The 18620-nt window shown below is 43.6% G+C and carries 17 protein-coding genes; 16 read left to right on the forward strand and 1 reads right to left on the reverse strand.

Features of this window, described 5'->3' with window-relative positions:
- The 8 genes from nuoL (at position 1) to ACFW35_RS01400 (ending at position 10433) form a co-directional block, all read left to right on the forward strand.
- Positions 1-1869, forward strand: coding sequence for an NADH-quinone oxidoreductase subunit L (gene nuoL, locus ACFW35_RS01365; RefSeq protein ID WP_379847347.1), 1869 nt, complete (start codon positions 1-3; stop codon positions 1867-1869).
- Positions 1866-3383 (forward strand): complex I subunit 4 family protein, encoded by a 1518-nt coding sequence (locus ACFW35_RS01370; protein WP_379843215.1) that lies wholly within the window; start codon positions 1866-1868, stop codon positions 3381-3383. Before nuoL ends, ACFW35_RS01370 begins: the two co-directional genes overlap by 4 nt.
- A 3-nt stretch (positions 3384-3386) precedes the next feature.
- Positions 3387-4922 carry an NADH-quinone oxidoreductase subunit NuoN gene (gene nuoN, locus ACFW35_RS01375; RefSeq protein ID WP_379843216.1) on the forward strand — a complete coding sequence of 512 codons (1536 nt, stop codon included), beginning with the start codon at positions 3387-3389 and terminating at the stop codon, positions 4920-4922.
- Between the two features lie 467 nt (positions 4923-5389).
- A complete protein-coding gene (locus ACFW35_RS01380) occupies positions 5390-5623 on the forward strand; it encodes a DUF1146 family protein (protein ID WP_379843218.1) in 234 nt (77 codons plus the stop codon).
- Between the two features lie 108 nt (positions 5624-5731).
- Positions 5732-6475, forward strand: a complete 744-nt coding sequence (locus tag ACFW35_RS01385; RefSeq protein ID WP_379843220.1) for a YwmB family TATA-box binding protein — start codon at positions 5732-5734, stop codon at positions 6473-6475.
- A gap of 30 nt (positions 6476-6505) precedes the next feature.
- Positions 6506-7816: a UDP-N-acetylglucosamine 1-carboxyvinyltransferase gene (gene murA / locus ACFW35_RS01390; protein ID WP_379843222.1), complete on the forward strand. Its 1311-nt coding sequence runs from the start codon at positions 6506-6508 to the stop codon at positions 7814-7816.
- A 412-nt stretch (positions 7817-8228) separates the two neighbouring features.
- Positions 8229-8375, forward strand: coding sequence for a lmo0937 family membrane protein (locus tag ACFW35_RS01395; protein ID WP_139343027.1), 147 nt, complete (start codon positions 8229-8231; stop codon positions 8373-8375).
- A 384-nt stretch (positions 8376-8759) separates the two neighbouring features.
- Entirely contained in the window at positions 8760-10433 is a 1674-nt protein-coding gene (locus ACFW35_RS01400; protein ID WP_379843224.1) for a M4 family metallopeptidase, read from the forward strand.
- Positions 10434-10482: 49 nt separating this feature from the next.
- On the opposite strand, the gene ACFW35_RS01405 is transcribed toward ACFW35_RS01400, so the two are convergent.
- Entirely contained in the window at positions 10483-11097 is a 615-nt protein-coding gene (locus tag ACFW35_RS01405; RefSeq protein ID WP_379843225.1) for a DUF3298 and DUF4163 domain-containing protein, read from the reverse strand.
- A 193-nt stretch (positions 11098-11290) separates the two neighbouring features.
- Here ACFW35_RS01405 and spoIID point away from each other — a divergent pair, with 193 nt between their 5' ends.
- From spoIID to fabZ, 8 genes are all read left to right on the forward strand, one after another.
- Positions 11291-12322, forward strand: a complete 1032-nt coding sequence (gene spoIID, locus ACFW35_RS01410; RefSeq protein WP_379843227.1) for a stage II sporulation protein D — start codon at positions 11291-11293, stop codon at positions 12320-12322.
- A 191-nt stretch (positions 12323-12513) separates the two neighbouring features.
- Complete coding sequence (locus ACFW35_RS01415; RefSeq protein ID WP_379843228.1) at positions 12514-13476, forward strand: peptidoglycan DD-metalloendopeptidase family protein; 963 nt, start codon at positions 12514-12516, stop codon at positions 13474-13476.
- 576 nt (positions 13477-14052) lie between these two features.
- Positions 14053-14319 carry a sporulation transcriptional regulator SpoIIID gene (gene spoIIID / locus ACFW35_RS01420; protein WP_007203593.1) on the forward strand — a complete coding sequence of 89 codons (267 nt, stop codon included), beginning with the start codon at positions 14053-14055 and terminating at the stop codon, positions 14317-14319.
- A gap of 194 nt (positions 14320-14513) precedes the next feature.
- Positions 14514-15515, forward strand: a complete 1002-nt coding sequence (locus ACFW35_RS01425) for a rod shape-determining protein (RefSeq protein WP_379843230.1) — start codon at positions 14514-14516, stop codon at positions 15513-15515.
- Between the two features lie 363 nt (positions 15516-15878).
- Positions 15879-16700: a flagellar hook-basal body protein gene (locus tag ACFW35_RS01430; RefSeq protein WP_379843232.1), complete on the forward strand. Its 822-nt coding sequence runs from the start codon at positions 15879-15881 to the stop codon at positions 16698-16700.
- A gap of 11 nt (positions 16701-16711) precedes the next feature.
- Complete coding sequence (locus ACFW35_RS01435; RefSeq protein ID WP_379843233.1) at positions 16712-17539, forward strand: flagellar hook-basal body protein; 828 nt, start codon at positions 16712-16714, stop codon at positions 17537-17539.
- Positions 17540-17554: 15 nt separating this feature from the next.
- Positions 17555-17851 (forward strand): DNA-directed RNA polymerase subunit beta, encoded by a 297-nt coding sequence (locus ACFW35_RS01440; protein ID WP_379836470.1) that lies wholly within the window; start codon positions 17555-17557, stop codon positions 17849-17851.
- A 328-nt stretch (positions 17852-18179) separates the two neighbouring features.
- Positions 18180-18605 carry a 3-hydroxyacyl-ACP dehydratase FabZ gene (fabZ, locus tag ACFW35_RS01445; RefSeq protein WP_066244840.1) on the forward strand — a complete coding sequence of 142 codons (426 nt, stop codon included), beginning with the start codon at positions 18180-18182 and terminating at the stop codon, positions 18603-18605.
- Positions 18606-18620: the final 15 nt, after the last annotated feature.

Genomic DNA, 18620 nt, shown 5'->3' on the forward strand with positions numbered 1-18620 from the left:
ATGTTGCAGATGAGTTGGCTTATACCGTTGTTCCCGCTTTTATCCTTCATTCTTTTGCTGCTGTTCAGGAAATCCAAAAGTGAAAGCACCGCTTGGATTGGAGTGCTTTTAACAGGAGTTTCGCTCGTCATGTCTGTTGGCGTATTTTTCGCCGTCTGGCAGGGTGAGGGGATAAAGACAGAGGGAACGTGGTTTCAGATCGGAGAACGGGCGATCACGATGGGCTTTGAGGTGAATCCTCTTAATGCGCTCATGCTCGTAATCGTTTCACTTGTAAGTTTTTTAGTACACCTTTATTCAAAAGGGTACATGCACGGTGACGAACGATTCCCGGTATTCTTCGCCTATTTAGGATTGTTTTCATTCGCGATGCTTGGACTGGTTCTTTCTCCTAATCTATTACAGCTGTATATGTTTTGGGAGCTTGTAGGACTTGGTTCTTTTCTATTGATCGGATTCTATTATTTTAAGCCGGAAGCAAAAGCCGCTGCGAAAAAAGCCTTCGTCATGACCCGTATTGGGGACGTTGGTCTGTTTATCGGGATGGTTTTGCTATTTTGGCAGGTTGGCAGTTTCGAATATGACGAGATTTTTGCTTCTGTAAAAAATGGCGATATCTCTGATGGGATGCTGACACTCACGGCGCTTTGTATTTTTGTAGGGGCGGTCGGAAAATCAGGCCAGCTGCCGCTTCACACATGGCTTCCGGATGCGATGGAAGGTCCGACACCTGTATCGGCACTCATCCACGCTGCAACGATGGTAGCAGCAGGAGTGTACTTAGTAGCGGCGATGTATCCGCTCTTTCAAGCATCAGAAGCAGCATTGACGGTTGTTGCAGTTGTCGGGGGATTGACTGCGATATTCGCAGCATCGATCGGCCTCATGCAAAAAGATATTAAACGCGTTTTAGCGTACTCTACTGTCAGCCAGTTAGGATACATGATGCTCGCGCTTGGTGCATCAGGCTATGTGGCAGGAATTTTTCACCTAACGACACACGCCTTTTTTAAAGCGTTGTTGTTCTTAGCTGCCGGAAGTGTCATTCATGCTGTACATACACAAAACATCGAAGAAATGGGCGGACTTTGGAAAAAGCTTCGGATCACGGGGCCGCTCTTCTTGATCGGAGCACTCGCGATCTCAGGCGTTCCGCTTTTATCAGGATTTTTCTCAAAAGATGAAATTTTGGCAAGCACATATGCAGACGGCAAGTACGGACTGTTCTGGCTCGCTGTCATCGCTGCCTTCATGACTGCGTTCTATATGTTCCGTTTATTTTTCCTTGTGTTTACAGGGGAAGCGCGCGGTGACGAAAAAGGGGTTCATGAATCACCAGGCGTGATGACATTCCCGATGATCGTTCTTGGCGTGTTAGCGGTCGTTGCGGGTTACTTGAACACAACTTGGTTTGGAACATTTTTATCCGATTACCTGGCTCATGGACCGGTTGAACTGCCGCACGGCGATCACCATGGACCTGCGTGGATCCCGCTTGTGGCTACAGCTGCTGCCGTATTAGGAATCGGTCTTGCTTATTTGATCTATCAAAAAGGAACACTTTCAAGAGACTGGATTACCAGGTCGTTCCCTAGTCTCGCTGATGTCATCTACAACAAGTGGTATATCGATGAAGGCTATGATCAAACCGTTGTAAAAGGAACAAGAGGATTGAGCAAGCTTGGTGTTCTCTTTGACCGCTATGTTGTGGATGGACTCGTAACAGCTGTAACAAACGGTGTTCAAGGGCTTAGCAAGATCGGATCGCGTCTGCAGAACGGGCAAGTGCAGTCCTACGGAACAGCGGCTATCTTTGGACTCGTCATCTTATTGCTTATCGTGGCATTGACAGGGGGGTATTTCTCATGAACGCTTGGCTTCTTTCCATCTTGATCTTTTCCCCTTTGTTAGGAGTGCTGGTACTCATGTTTGTACCTTCTCACGACGAAAAATCGATTAAATGGCTTGGTGTTTTAGGAACACTTTTCCCATTGGGCATCGCACTTGTCGTCCTCTCAGCTTTTAAAATGGGAGGAGAAGGGCTGCAGCTGGCGGAAAAATTCAGCTGGATCTCGTATGAAGTTTTTCAGTCGAAAGGTCAGGTAAGCTATCCGATCTTTTATGAAGTAGGAGTTAACGGACTTTCGATGGTGCTGATCCTCTTGACCGCTGTCGTTTCCGTGCTGGCAGCAATCGCTTCTTTCTCCATCAAACAAAACTGGAAAAGCTACTTTATTTTGTTTTTCCTTTTGGAGATGGGAATGCTCGGCGTGTTTGCAGCTCAAAATCTGTTTTTATTCTTTATTTTCTTTGAAGTCACACTCATCCCGATGTTTTTCTTAATCGGTCGGTGGGGTTACTTAGAAAAAGAAAAAGCGGCTTACAGCTTTTTAATCTATAACGGTGTTGGTTCTGCCATTTTGCTTATCGTATTCGTTGCGCTTTTCATGAAAACGGGCACGATGAACTTCGAACAGCTTGCTTACACGTTTTCACTGCCGCAAGCTGAGTTGAACCAGCTGTTTATTACAAAGGGTTTTAAAATGGGGATGCTGATTGCGCTGCTGGTCGCGTTTGCCGTAAAGCTGCCGGTTTTCCCTTTGCATTCATGGATGGTCCGTGTGCACGTTCAGGCACCGCCAGCGATTGTCATGATTCACTCAGGGATCCTGTTGAAAATTGGTGCTTACGGAGTCATCGTGTTTGGAGCAGGCATGTTTCCTGATCAGTTCAAGTCACTCGCCTTTGTTATTGGACTTTTTGGTGTGATTAACCTGCTTTACGGAGCGTTTTTAGCTTTAACCCAAACCGATGTAAAACGCGTACTCGCTTATTCATCCGTTTCGCATATGGGAATCGTGCTGATCGGTCTTGCTGCCGGCAATGAATCTGGCATGACGGGAGCCGTTTTCCAAGTGGTCTCTCACGGTTTGATCTCAGCACTTCTGTTTTTCTTAGTCGGTGCTTTATATGAACGGTCCGGCAGTTCTGAGTTAAGCGCATTTGGCGGCGTGGCGAAAAGGATGCCGATCCTGGCTGGTGTATTCCTAGCCGGCGGTCTCGCATCACTTGGTCTGCCGGGAATGTCCGGCTTCATCAGCGAGTTCATGGCGTTTTTAGGATTATTTGAAAAAATGCCAGTGTTAGCTGCAGTGGGAACCATTGGCCTTATTTTAACAGCTGTTTATGTATTGAGAGCCGTGCTGGCGATCACGTTTGGAGCTGAAAAAGAACTTCATAAAGCGGACGATCTTTCTTCGTCAGAGCGAATTCCGGCGTTCGTGCTGCTCGCAGCGATTCTTTTTATCGGAATCTATCCAGCGTGGTTAAGTGATATGCTCCGTCCAACGTTAGATGCCATTCTGCTAGGGTTAGGGGGCTAATCGATGGATCTAGATACTTTATTATCCTTTAAATGGAGCGTCATGGCTCCTGAATTTATCATACTTGGTGTTGCGACGCTGCTTTCTGTGATCGACCTTTTTATGAAAAAAGAATCCAGCCGCAAACCTTTAGCCTGGCTTGCCGGAGCGGGAGTGCTTGGTGCACTTGCCGCAATCTTTATGCAGCTGGATACAGAAGTAACGTCCATTCTCTATGATACGTACAGACTCGATTCCTTTTCAAAAGCATTTAAGATTTTGCTTTTGCTTGGAACACTTCTGGTTTTGGTTTTAGCAGCAAGCTACAAGAAGGAAGACATTGAAGAGAATCGCGGAGAATTTTACTACTTGCTGCTGTCTGCTCTATTAGGAGCAATGATGATGGCTTCAAGTGCGGACTTAATCACCTTGTTCGTCGGTCTTGAACTTCTCTCTCTTTCTTCTTATATCATGGCAGGACTTGAAAGACGGAATAAGCGAAGCAACGAATCAGCGTTTAAATACGTGGTTTCTGGCGGAATTGCAACGGCGATCACTTTGTTCGGAATGAGTTATGTTTTCGGACTGACAGGTGAAACAAATCTGTTCATGATCGCTCAAAATATGCAGGACCCAGAATTACTGAAGCACGGATTTCTATTGATGTTTGCATTCCTTATCACGTTTGCCGGACTGACGTTTAAAATTGCAGCAGCACCTCTTCACATGTGGGCACCAGATGTGTATGAAGGAGCACCGGTTCCGGTCACAGCATTTTTAAGCGTCGTTTCAAAAACAGCGGGCTTTGTGATTCTGCTGCGTTTTATCATCATCACGTTTATTGCAGCTCCTGGAATCGACAGTGAATCATTGCTGCTGGAAGTTCAGCCTTATGTAATGATTCTGGCAGCGGCGACAATGACCATCGGGAACGTAACGGCACTCAGACAGAGAAACATTAAGCGGATGTTCGCCTACTCGTCCATCGCGCAAGCTGGTTACATCCTCGTTCCTTTTGTATCAAATTCATCGCTTTTATTTGAACTGATCTGGTTCTATCTTTTAGCTTACTTGTTTATGAATATCGGTGCTTTTACAATTATTCAGGTGTTAAGCACTCAGGAAAAATCAAACGACATTAGTATTTTCCGCGGATTGTTTAAACGATCACCGTGGCTCGCTGTACCGATGACGTTCTTCCTTTTATCACTGGCAGGGATCCCAATCACCGCTGGATTCGTCGGGAAGTTCGGAATCTTTATGGGAGCGCTTGGTCTGGAGCCGGCTCATTATTGGTTAGCTGCTGTAATGATGGCAACCACGCTTGTCTCATATGTGTACTACTTTAATGTCATCGCGGTTATGTTTTTCCGGGATGGTGAAGGGGCGAAGGTTTCAGTGCCATCAGGCCTGGCAGCGGTACTCGCATTTTGCGCAGTCTCAACGATAATCCTTGGTGTAATGCCAGATCTTGCACTGGATTTCTTTTACGGAAATTTTGATATTAATGAGTTTTTCATGAATATCGAAGCGGTTGATACTCATACGCATGATCATTAACCATTAGCTCGTTAAGGTTGCTTGTTGACCTTAGCGGGCTTTTTTTATGTTAGCGGTGGATTGATGTTAGGCGGCGTTTAAACCATAGTTTGTCGATTCCCGGTTATATTCTATTTAACGTGGGATTTATTGAATTAAGCCAGTAATTCTGAGTGGAGCAGTATTCAAAGCTATTAATCTGTGCACCCGGTACGAACTTTCTGACCGATGTTTCCCTCAAAAGGAACAGTTCTGATCTTATATGAAAATGATTCAAAAATGAGTCAAAACTACCGTAACCTGTACCATTTTGATACGACTAAATTAGAGAAAGTAAAATTTACAAATAAATAATCGTTACAACTTTTTGAACGTTTGAAAAGTAAGGGCTTTCATAGGAAAAAGTAGGGACAAAGTATCTTTTTTTAATAAGAAGAAAGAATTATGCTTAAAGTTGTCGAAATATGTAATAGGGGGTAAGTTGATTTATGATTCCAGTAGGACAACAGGCTTTATTACATATAATCGTACATTTATTATTTCTTGTCATTGCTTGGTGGGCAATGCAGGCGGTTCACTTTGATAAATGGATCAAAAAAGGCAAGGTTATGCAGGCGAGAGTGCTCTACATTTTAATGGTCATCAGCCTCGCAAGTCTAGCCAGTGATTTCTTTTTAAAGTATCTACAGTATTCCACCAATTTGAGTCAATTATTTGGCTGATTCCGTGACACAATTCAATTAACGGAATTGTCGGAATATGACTACAAGTTCCACGGATATCCTTTCTCTCTTTGGCAACAATGAGAAATAGAGAGGATGTGCTGGGGAATGAAAAAATGGACAATGACGATTACAGCAATTTTGCTTATTATTATGGTTTCATCTGGATACGCAAAAGACGATCAAACAAATGAAGTAGCACATATAATAGACGTTTTAAAAGAAAAAGGTGCAGAACCTGACAAATGGACCATGTATTTTAATGGAGAATTAGGTTTTACATCTAAAGGACTAGGGTATTTAAAACAAGCAGAAGAGCTAAAGCGTAATTATCCTGAATTTAGCTGGGCGGCAAGTGAAGATGAGGCCGGACATTACAAATTGACCGGGAAGTTTCAGCATGATGAACTTGGTCTAACTGAGAAGGTGACCATCATCACATACCCCCAAAAAGAACAAACTGCATCGTATTTTATTTATGCGGTTGAAGGACTTGTAAATACAAATCAGAATTGGAAAGAAATTCGACGATTGTTGAATAACCGTATTGAAGATTCTGTTGGAGGAAATCCCAAAATTTTCTCTTGTGTTACCGGTACATACGGTGATAAAATGGTGGTTGATTTGTATTCGCAAGCAAATGAATTGGTACAAGCTTTTTCTGGAGTTTCTGTTGAGGAATTAAAGGAAGAGACGTTTGTGTCACTATCTGCATATACTGAACAGTGGGAACAAGCGATTTATACCGGTCATCAAAATAAAATGAATCTTCAGGTGGCGTTAAGATCTGAAGGATTGGGCAGTAAAACTACTGTCACAATTGGCACACCAATAATTACGTCTGAATATTAATATACAAATTGGACGCGGAGGGGAATATCGTTGGAAAAAATCATTGTCCGTGGTGGTAGGCGGTTAGAGGGCTCTGTACGAGTTGAAGGAGCTAAGAATGCCGTACTTCCTGTCATCGCAGCATCCATTTTAGCCAGTAGAGGCACGAGTACTATAAAAGAAGTGCCCACTCTTGCTGATGTTTTTACGATTAATGAAGTATTACGCTATTTAAATATTGATGTAGCATTCGAAAATGGGCAGATCCATGTAGACGCTACAAGTGAACTAAAGACAGAAGCACCATTTGAGTATGTCCGTAAAATGAGAGCATCATTCCTAGTTATGGGACCTTTGCTTGCTCGTGTAGGACTATCTCGTATTGCACTTCCTGGAGGATGCGCAATCGGATCACGTCCGATCGATCAGCATCTTAAAGGTTTCGAAGCAATGGGTGCTAAAGTTAAGATCGGCAACGGCTTTATCGAAGCAAAAATCGACGGCCGCTTGCAAGGCGCTAAAATTTATTTAGACTTCCCAAGTGTAGGTGCTACTGAGAACATCATGATGGCAGCAACACTTGCTGAAGGAACAACCGTTATTGAAAATGCAGCAAAAGAACCAGAAATCGTTTGTTTAGCAAACTACCTAAATGCGATGGGTGCTACTGTAATCGGTGCAGGTACAGGCACAATCCGCATCGTAGGAGCAGAAGAGCTAGCTGGTGCTGAGCATACTGTTGTACCAGACCGTATCGAAGCAGGTACTTATATGGTAGCTGCAGCAATTACACAAGGTGACGTGTTAATTGAAAATGCTATCGCAGAACACTTACGTCCTTTGATCGCAAAAATGGAAGAGATGGGTGTTCAGATTCATGAAGAAGGTCAGGGACTTCGTGTTCGCGGACCTCGTGAATTAAAGCCTGTTGATATTAAGACAATGCCTCACCCGGGATTCCCGACTGATCTTCAGTCGCAAATGATGGCTCTATTGCTTCGTGCAAACGGAACGAGTGTTATTACGGAAACTGTGTTTGAAAACCGCTTCATGCACGTGGAAGAATTCCGCCGCATGAATGGTGACATTAAAATTGAAGGCCGTTCTTCTGTAATCAACGGACCTGTAAATCTTCAAGGTGCTGAGGTTGCTTCAACTGATCTTCGCGCAGGTGCTGCTTTAGTACTTGCTGGGCTTGTTGCAGAAGGTTACACTCGCGTAACTGAATTGAAGCACATTGACCGTGGATACGTTGATTTTACTGGAAAACTGGCTGCATTAGGTGCTGACATCGAGCGTGTAAACGAAGGTGTGGAAACAACACCAGCGAAAGAGCAATCATTAAAAAGTAATTTAGCATAATATTTTTAATCCAAGAACCCTCGATGAGAGGGTTCTTTTTCATTTGGCTATTTTATTGCTCTTGAAAGTGGTTGATTTCCGCTCTAGGATGCTCGCTTTCCACGGGGCGTGCGGTGAGCCTCCTGCCGCTTTGCGCCATTAGGAGTCTCCACCTGACCGCTCGTCCCGTAGGACAAGGAAGGCTTCGACAGCGTGACATCGCACGAAGAAAATGTGGTTTTTTCATTTTCGAGGATCTCGCACCTTGCGCTCCAATCAACTTGGTAAAGAAGAGAATTGGACAAAATGCTTCTAAAGCAACAATCTTTTAGAAAGCATCCTTTCGTTTTTACGATAAAAGCGTTTATAACAACGATGGTTCGGGAAATCTATAACTAGTTGCAAGAATACATTTTGAAAGGATGTCGAACTCATGCTTTGGACAATAGCCGCAATTTTATTAGTATTATGGCTGCTAGGTTTTCTTTTCGACGTCGCAGGCGGAATCATTCATATTCTACTCGTCATCGCTGTGATCGTGTTCCTATTGAACTTCTTTAAAGGCAGAAAAATGAAATAGCTGTTTATCATGAAAAGCCGGCCGGTGTGGCTGGCTTTTTTGTTGTCTGATTGAGTGTTTGTCGAAAATTCGATAAATATCCGTATATGTGGAATTATTGGAGATTACCGTGGAATAATTTTGGATTACCCTGTAAAAGTTCATCATTACCCTGTAATATTTCAAAATCACCTTAAATGAGTGTTTGCTTGGAGCGTTTTAGTCATAAAACGCTTCTTTTTTTATGCGTTTGGTAGTTCTATTCTCCTATTTTTTTGAAAATAAGCTTTCAGTTGGTACATTATAATCAAAATTTTTTAAATAGTTTGAAAATATAATAAATAATGGTAATATAAATCCACTGGCTTCAAAAAATATACATAAGGCAAAGGGGATTGAACAGGGATGAATACAAAGAAATTTGCAGCATGGGGTTTAGCACTGGGGTTGGCAGTGAGTCCGCTAGCAGTAGGACAAGCATCAGCAGATTCACCGGTTAACGTTTTATCGACAAAGCAATTTAACAGTTTAACGGGTACGCCATCATTCGTATCAGGTAAATTGTCTGAGGCTTCAAGCAAATCTGCGAAAGATGTCGTTCTTTCATATATTCAAAAAGAATCCCAGACTTTCAAACTTGGAAGCCAAAAAGCTGATGAAGCTTTCTCGGTAAAATCAGTAACGAAAGATGAGCTAGGGCGCCAAATGGTCCGCCTTCAGCAAATATATAAAGGAGTACCGGTTTGGGGCTCTACACAAGTGGCACATGTAAACGATCAAGGAGAACTTCTTGTATTCTCTGGCACAGTGGTTCCGAATCTGCAGGACAAGCCTGGACTAGGGTTTGGGAAAAAGATTACTGCTTCCAAAGCAGTTGAAGCAGCTGTTGCAGATTTAGGTTTTACACCTGAATATGAAGCAGATCCAACTTCAAATTTGGTGGTTTACACACAAGGAGACGAAGCAGCTTACGCTTATCTTGTAAACCTGAACTTCTTATCTCCTGAACCAGGGAACTACAATTACTTTGTAGATGCCAAAACAGGAAAGATTCTTAACTCTTACAACGATCTAGATGAAGCGAACGGCGATCACAAAGCACCTCCTGGAGGCGGTGGAGGCACATTAGTTGGAACAAATGCTGTAGGTTCTGGAACGGGTGTCCTTGGTGACACGAAGTCGCTGAATACTTTATTATCAAACGGAACGTACTACCTGCAAGATAACACAAGAGGAGGCGGCGTATTCACATACGATGCAAAGAATCGCCAGCAGCTTCCGGGCAGCCTTTGGGCAGATGCAGATAATCAATTCAATGCTTCCTATGATCGAGCAGCTGTAGATGCACACGTTTATGCAGGCGCAACGTACGATTATTATAAAGAAGTATTTAACCGCAATTCGTATGACAATAATGGGGCAGCGCTTAAATCATCTGTCCATTACGGCCGCAACTACAACAATGCATTCTGGAACGGTCAGCAGATGGTATATGGAGATGGTGATGGAACAACATTCGTTTCACTTTCAGGCGGACTGGATGTTGTAGCGCATGAATTGACACATGCTGTTACAGACTTCTCATCTGATCTGATCTATCAAAATGAGTCAGGTGCACTTAACGAAGCGATGTCTGATATTTTTGGAACGCTTGTTGAGCATCACGAAAACAACAACCCGGATTACGAGATCGGTGAAGACATCTACACGCCAGGCACGAATGGTGACGCGCTCCGTTCCATGAGTGATCCAACAAAATACAATGATCCAGACCACTATTCTGTTCGCTACACAGGAACAGGAGATAACGGCGGCGTGCACATCAACAGCGGAATCATCAACAAAGCAGCATACTTGCTGGCAGTTGGCGGAACGCATTATGGTGTGACGGTTCCTGCGATCGGAAACGATAAAGTGGGAGCGATCTACTACAGAGCAAACACAGTTTACTTAACGGCTTCTTCTAACTTCAGCCAAGCGAGAGCGGCTCTAGTTCAAGCGGCAGCTGACCTTTACGGTGCAACATCAGCTGAAGTGGGAGCTGTTAAAAAATCATATGACGCAGTCGGTGTAAACTAAATAACCGCAAAACCCTGATCTTCCACGTGAGGATCAGGGTTTTTTATCGTCATAAACTATTCACCGCCATCTTCCCAAGCGGTCCGTTCTCATCAATAATATTCTGGAGATCGAACACCGAAATAACAAACATCGGAAATCCGTAAGCGTAAGCAGTAAGGTCATACAGCTGAAAATAGATGACGAGCGCTTTATCGGCAATATAGTAATCTTGGTTCGGGCTGATGGTTTTGAATGGTTCAAGCGTAACAATCTGCTGCTGTTTAATTTGCTCTTTTATTATCCGGTTCAAAACCTGCACGTAGTTGCTGCCAGGTTTGAAGAGATCTTTTAGCTGATATGTCCGTCCTGTTGTCAGGTCCCATGTTTGCGATTTGATATATGTCATTCCGTGTGCCGCCATTGGAGTGTAGCCGTAATTCAAAAATCCGATGCTTAGAATATTCTTTTCGTTTGTTTTTACAGCGAACTCTCCGTACATAGTAGGCCGGGCTTCTGGGTTTTGCAACTGCTGGAGCTCTTGGTTGATCTGAATGATCTGCTTATTTACATGCTGCTGAATGCGAGGATTGATTCTGCCTTCTATTTGCGGATAGTAAATCCTCATCTGGCCAGGGGAATACGTAAGCGTCCTGACAAGAACAGGAGGCTGAAAGTTGTCCATACTGCTCACCCTTTCGTTGGGTCTCCTTATAATTTATGCGGCGGGCAGCTTGTAACAGAAGGCTTGAAAACAAAACTTGTAAACCGGTCGTAGCAAGCACATTTCAATTGTAAAAATACTAGTTTTCATGTTCTAAAGGTTCAACCTTTTGTATAAGTTGTATGGTAGAAAACAAATAGGAGGGCATTGGAACGTGAATGTAAAAATTAAGCCACTGATCTGGATTCTAGCAATTTTTGTTGCCGTAATCGTCTTGCTTCCTGCCATACTCGTGCTACCATTTTCGTCGGCGCCCCCTGAATGGAAAGAAAAGAATCAGGCAAGGCCGTCTGAGAGAATGCTAGCTTTGGAAATTCCGCACTCGGACATCGTCGTTCCTGTATTTCGTACAGAAAAGGATACAGTTGAGAACATCCCGTTAGAAGAGTATGTGGCAGGAGTGGTAGCCTCTGAAATGCCGGCGGAGTTTGAGCTCGAGGCGCTGAAAGCACAAGCATTAACCGCTAGAACGTTTATTGTAAAAGCAATGCTAAACCCCGGGAAAGATGATAGTTTACCAGAGGAAGCGGTCGTAACCGACACGATCATGCACCAGGTGTACAAAGGAAACGATGAACTTGAGGCGCTTTGGGGAGACGATTTTAACAAGAAGCTCGCAAAGATTGTAGAAGCGGTCACAGAGACAAAAGGGCAGATCTTAACGTATGAAGGAGAGCCGATCCAGGCAAGCTTCTTCTCCACAAGCAATGGTTTCACCGTTAATTCAGAAGATTATTGGAAAAATAAATACCCCTACTTAAGAAGTGTGGAAAGCCCATGGGATAAGAAGTCTCCGAAGTACGTGCAGACAGTTCAGCTGCAAGTTAGAACCGTTGAGGAGAAGCTGGGTGTTTCGATCAAAAAGGACGGAAATGTAGGCAAGGTTGTCGCGACAACGAGCGGAAAACGAATCGGCAAGTTCACGATCGGGAAAAAAGAGTTCACCGGAAAAGAAATAAGAGAGAAGCTGGGTCTCCGTTCAACGGATTTTCAAATGGAGAAAAAGGGGAAAGAGATTACTGTCACTACAAAAGGCTATGGACATGGAGTTGGTTTGAGCCAGTACGGAGCGAACGGGATGGCGGAGGAAGGCAAGTCGTATAAGGAGATTGTAAACTATTATTATAAGGGGATTGAAATAACAGATTACAAGCCGATCGCAGACAAGGGATTGGCTCTGAAGTGAATTGTGTGAGAATTGAAAGGGGTCTGTCCCGGGTCTGTCCCCGGGACAGACCCCTTCTTTATAGAGAACCGTATTGTGTCATAAGGCATGGTGCGGTTTTTTCCTATGTCGAAAGAAACTTTCAAAAAATTTTCGCACTAAAGTATATATTTTCAGAATTCTGTTCAAACTTGTTGCTGAGGTGATGAAAAATGAAAGAAGAAGAAAAACAAAACAAAAAAACAGTACCGATGAAAGGTAAGAATGCTATGAAAAAACGTTGGGTTTATCCTGCAGTGTATCTTAGTTTTGCAGCAGTCATTTTAACATCTGTTCTATGGTATCAAAACGATGCGAAAAATACGGAGAATAATAATACTCCAGAAAGCGCATTAGAAGACGATGGAACAGCAGTACCAGTTTCACTTACAAAAGAAGTATTCCAAATGCCAGTCGCTGACCCTGAAGCCATTGAAGTAGTGAAGGATTTCTTTAGTTCAGACGCTACAGCCCAAGAGCAAGAAGCGGCACTAGTATTCTATAACAATATCTACTACCAAAACCGCGGTATCGATCTAGCAACAGAAGATGGTAAATCGTTCGACGTAACCGCTGCACTAAGTGGTAATGTTGTAAAAGTTGCAAAAGACCCTGCACTAGGCTTTGTTGTAGAAGTTGAGCATGACAAAGGTGTTGTCACACACTATTCATCATTAGCTTCTGTATCTGTTAAGCAAGGCGACCAAGTGAAACAAGGAGCAGTTCTTGGACAAGCTGGCGAAAATGCTTATGATAAGGATGCGAAAGTTCACGCACACTTCGAAGTCCGCAAAGATGGAGAAGCAGTGGACCCAGTAATGGCTTGGGATCAATCCGTAGCACAGCTTGCTTCAGCTGTTGAAGATTCTCGTAAAGAGATGAAGAAAGCAGAAGAGCAAAAAGCGGCGGAAGAGCAGAAAAAAGCTGAAGAGCAAAAGCCTGCTGAAGAAAAGAAGCCAGCTGCACCAAAAGCCGATGATAAAGGCGGCAAAGACACAAAAGGCACGAAAGACGACGGTAAAGACGGCAAAGATGCTAACCGTGAACAAGAATCATCATCTCAATCTGCAGAAGACACTGATGCTCCAGCAGAATCAGATGAAACATCAGCAGATGATTCAGGTGCAAACGAATAATTTTAAAAATGGAAGCTGTCTCGAGGATATCGGGGCAGCTTTTCTTTTTATTGCAACAATTATAAACGGCAAAGACATATAAGGATGATTTTTATCTAAAAAAATCGCATCAAATTTAGTTCCTGCGTGAAACGAACAAAGTTTTGCGTGGAGCGGGCATCTTTCTGCGGGAAAGTTAAGCTTCTCTGCGTGAAACGCACCTTATTTGGAGCGAACGTGTAAGAGAAAAAAGAACACGTACCGTAAACCACATAATCTCCAGCAATCTTCTCAGCCAGACTTCTTTCACCGATTGATTTTTCAACTGTTTATAGAGGTTTTTTCACAAAAATGGACATTTCCCCTTGTCCCAGTTGAGATTTAGGCATATAACGAAAACTTGGTTAATAAGATGTTACAAAACCTACAATAATTCAAATTGAGGGTGAGCGGTGAGAAATCGTACTATGGCTGCGGTGGAAAAAGGGGAAGGGAAGCTATACTTATAAGCCGAAGATGACAACGAAACTTGTCACGTAGCTTGTTCATAGAAGTCTCTATCGCATCTCTCACATCCATTTTAGGGAGGCGAGTGGTGTGCACGATTACATCAAAGAGCGAACCATCAAGATAGGACGGTATATCGTGGAGACAAGAAAAACAGTCCGCATGATCGCAAAAGAATTCGGGGTTTCCAAAAGCACGGTGCATAAAGACCTTACCGAGCGACTGCCTGAAATTAATCCGGATCTTGCAAATAACGTAAAAGAAATCCTCGAATACCACAAGTCCATCCGCCACTTGCGGGGTGGGGAAGCGACGCGCGTGAAATACAAAAAAGGCACAGAGGAAGTTGTTCAATAAGTCTACGAATGATAGGGATGCAACATGACACCAAAATCATTATGTGCCTATAGGTCCGAAGTCCAATAATTAATTTTAGACAATATTTCACCTTGTTCGACAAACTTGTGATATAATGATAAATTGGATAGAACTACGATTTTTTACTAAAAATGTCATTATATTGTATGGATGTTTAACAGGGAGGATATAACATGTTTTCAAGGGACGTTGGAATTGACCTTGGTACCGCTAATGTATTGATCTATGTAAAAGGAAAAGGGATTGTGCTTGACGAACCATCCGTCGTTGCGATCGACACGAATACCGGAAAAGCACTCGCTGTTGGAGAAGAAGCCCGCCGCATGGTAGGCCGAACACCAGGCAACATCGTAGCAATTCGTCCGCTGAAAGACGGCGTAATTGCTGACTTTGAAGTAACTGAGCAAATGCTGAAACACTTTATTAATAAAATCAAAGTGAAGGGCGTGTTTGCAAAGCCAAGAATCTTGATCTGTACGCCAACGAACATTACGTCCGTAGAGCAAAAAGCCATTAGAGAAGCTGCACAAAAATGCGGCGCTAAGCATATTTTTCTTGAAGAAGAGCCGAAAGTGGCTGCAATTGGGGCGGGGATGGATATCTTCCAGCCAAGCGGTAACATGGTTGTTGACATCGGTGGTGGCACAACTGACGTTGCGGTCTTGAGCATGGGCGATATTGTCACCTCCTCTTCTATTAAAATGGCTGGGGACAAGTTCGATACTGAGATCCTTCAGTACATAAAGAAAGAGTACAAGCTGTTGATCGGTGAGCGCACAGCGGAAAACATCAAGCTGAACGTAGCGACAGTTTACCCTGGCGCGCGTGACGAAGAGCTTGAGATCCGCGGCCGTGACATGGTATCCGGCTTGCCGCGTACCATTACGGTTCACTCAAAAGAGATCCAAAAAGCGCTGATGGAACCTGTGATGGTAATCGTTCAAGCTGCGAAAAGCGTACTTGAGAAGACGCCGCCAGAATTATCTGCTGACATCATCGACCGCGGCATCATGCTGACAGGCGGAGGAGCGCTTCTACACGGAATCGACCAGCTGTTTGCAGAAGAATTGAAGGTTCCAGTACTGGTTGCTGAAGAGCCAATGAAAGCCGTAGCGAACGGAACAGGCTTAATGCTTGAACATTTGGATAAAATTGCGAAAAGAAAAGTGTTTTAATAAAAGAAAATGCCGCCTGTGTTGGTGGCATTTTTTTTATGTTAGTGAAGCTTGGCGAGGGGCCAAGCAACCTTATTTATTTTAATATCTGAAGAGTTATAATCCTTCAGCCGAATTTATGAGCCTTTAAAATTATTTATGGTCCTCCAAATAGATTAATGAGCTTTAAAAAATTTTATGATCCTTCAAATCCATTAATAGGCTTTTCGACAAAACGGCCGCTATGAATCTTCTGGTACAAATTCCTCATTTTAAAAAGGAATCTGTCAATTTTCGCAGAATCTTATTAAGAAATGTAAAAATCTGTCGATATGATCGATGAGACATTTTGTGTCCAGATTACAATTACAGGAGGAATACTCCGTGTTAAGAGGCTTTTATAATGCTGCAGCCGGAATGCTGGCACAGCAGCGCAAACAAGAAATTTTAACGAACAATATGGCCAATGCCAATACACCTGGATATAAAGCGGACAACGCGAGTCTGCGCACGTTCCCGACGATGCTTCTTCAGCATATGGGACAAACCGAAATCAACGGTAATAAAATTCCGAACAACCACCCGGTAGGAATACTTTCAACGGGAGTTTATGTTCAGGAGACGACTCCGAACTTCATGCAAGGAGATCTTCGCGAGACAGGAATCAAAACAGATGTTGCTCTTTTACAAGGACAAGTACCAGCTGACCCTGAAACAGGGCTGCCAGGAGGACTCTTTTTCCGGTTGAACGTAAATGGTCAGGAGCGTTTTACACGAAACGGTCATTTCTCAGTGGATGCAGATGGCAGTTTAGTCACGCCTGAAGGACATTATATTCTTGGAACGGATGGAGAACGAATCACGGTAGCTAGCGACAATTTTACGGTGAACAAAGACGGCCAGGTGATCGATAATGGTGCGGTCGCAGGACAGATTGATGTTGCGTATGTGGCGAATCCTAATAATCTGGTAAAAGAGGGTACGGGACTTTTCAGACTAGATGGAGAAGCGGCTAGCGCAATAGGCAATCCGGCAATCACGTATAACCTGCAGCAAGGTTTTGTTGAACGGTCTAACGTGAACACTGAACAGACGATGACGGAGATGCTGACGGCATACCGTGCGTTTGAAGCGAACCAAAAAGTACTTCAAGCCTATGACCGTACGATGGAAAAAGCCGCAAATGAAATTGGCCGAATCGGCTAGGGGGATCACGCATGAACCAGTCTATGATTTCAGCAGCAGTGACAATGGGACAGCTTCAGCACAAGCTGGATACCATTTCAAATAACATGGCGAACAGCACGACGAACGGCTACAAACGCCGGGAAGCACAATTTTCTGATCTGCTTTTTCAGCAGATGGAGAGTAAGGCTCTAAACCCTACAGAAGATGGGCGATTGACTCCGAACGGTATCCGGCTCGGCAGCGGCGCGCGTATTTCTTCGACAGCGGTTAGTTTAGAATCAGGAACATTGCAGCAAACTGGCCGCTTGCTGGATGTGGCACTTACGCAGCCAGGGTTGTTTTTTCAGATTCAAACGACGGATAACAATGGTGGAGAAGTTGTTCAATATACTCGTGACGGTGCGTTTTATTTATCGCCGTCTGCAGGAAACCCTGATGAGATGGAACTCGTTACGTCAGAAGGGAATCGTGTGATGGGTGTGAACGGCCCGATCACTATTCCTAGTGACCATAAGAAAATTATCATTGGACAAAACGGCCAAGTTTCGGTAACGTTAAATAATGGAGCGGTTGTTGAATCAGGACAGCTAGCACTTGCGAAAATTATTCGGCCGCAGCTGATGCTTGCAGTCGGACATAATTTCCAAGCGCCACAAGGCATTCCGTTAAATCAAGTTATTGAGGAAATAGAAGCTGGAACAGGCAACTTTGTTCAGCAGGGCGTATTGGAATCTTCCAACGTGAACATTTCAACGGAGATGACCGAACTGATTCAAACACAACGTTCATATCAATTTAACGCGCGTTCTCTTACAATTGCTGACCAGATGATGGGGTTGGTAAACGGGCTTCGCTAAATGGGGTAGGTTTGTATGACAACGAATGAAATGCATGAGCAAGAGTTAAATAAAAAAGAAAATCAAAAAACACAGCGATATCAAGAGAAAAAGAGCTCTTCTAAGGAAGAAAAGAAGAAGCTGATTCACCGTGGTACAAAGAGAAGCTTTCCGATCTGGCTTCGACTTTTGCTGCTGATCTGCGGAATCGTTGTTTGTTTTGCTATCGGTACAATGGTTGGCTATGGTGTGCTCGGAGACGGAAAGCCGATGAATGTCTTTGAGAAGGAAACATGGACGCACATTATCGACCTTGTAGAAAAAGAGAAGTAAAGATATAATAATAAAACAATGGCAGGATTAAAGGGTCATTGTTTTTCTTTTGATAAAAATTAGTACCAGGTAACAATACCAAGTATAATAAAAGAAGATTTTCGTAAGTTCTTTGTAGCAGTTGAAAGTAGTTGCTTTCCGCTCCAGGATGCTCGCTTTCCGCGGGGTGTGCGGTGAGCCTCCTCGCGCTTCGCGCCTTTAGGAGTCTCACCTGTCCCACTGATCCCGCCGGAGTCTCGCACCTTGCGCTCCAATCAACTTGTCAACGAAGTATTTTAGTAAATACAATCTTTAGAAAAGAACCATTAAAAGAAAGGTGATGTTATTTATGTTAACCATTGAAGAAATCAAAGAGATTATCCCGCACCGTTATCCATTTTTATTAATTGATCGCATCCTAGAAGTAGATGAAGGACAGCGTGCAGTCGGCATCAAAAACGTAACAGCAAACGAAGAATTTTTTAACGGCCACTTTCCTGAGTACCCGGTAATGCCAGGCGTGTTGATCGTTGAAGCTCTTGCTCAAGTAGGAGCAGTAGCTATGCTGAAAAAAGAAGAAAACCGCGGGAAGCTTGCGTTTTTTGCAGGTATCGACAACTGCCGATTCAAAAAGCAAGTCGTACCAGGCGACCAGCTGCGCCTTGAAGTTGAGATGACACGCGTACGCGGATCCATCGGTAAAGGTAAAGGAATCGCAACAGTTGATGGTCAGGTAGCATGCGAAGTAGAAATCACCTTCGCTCTAGGCAAATAAAACAAAACACAAGTG

The organism is Fictibacillus sp. NPDC058756 (assembly GCF_042746035.1).
Classification (GTDB): domain Bacteria; phylum Bacillota; class Bacilli; order Bacillales; family Fictibacillaceae; genus Fictibacillus.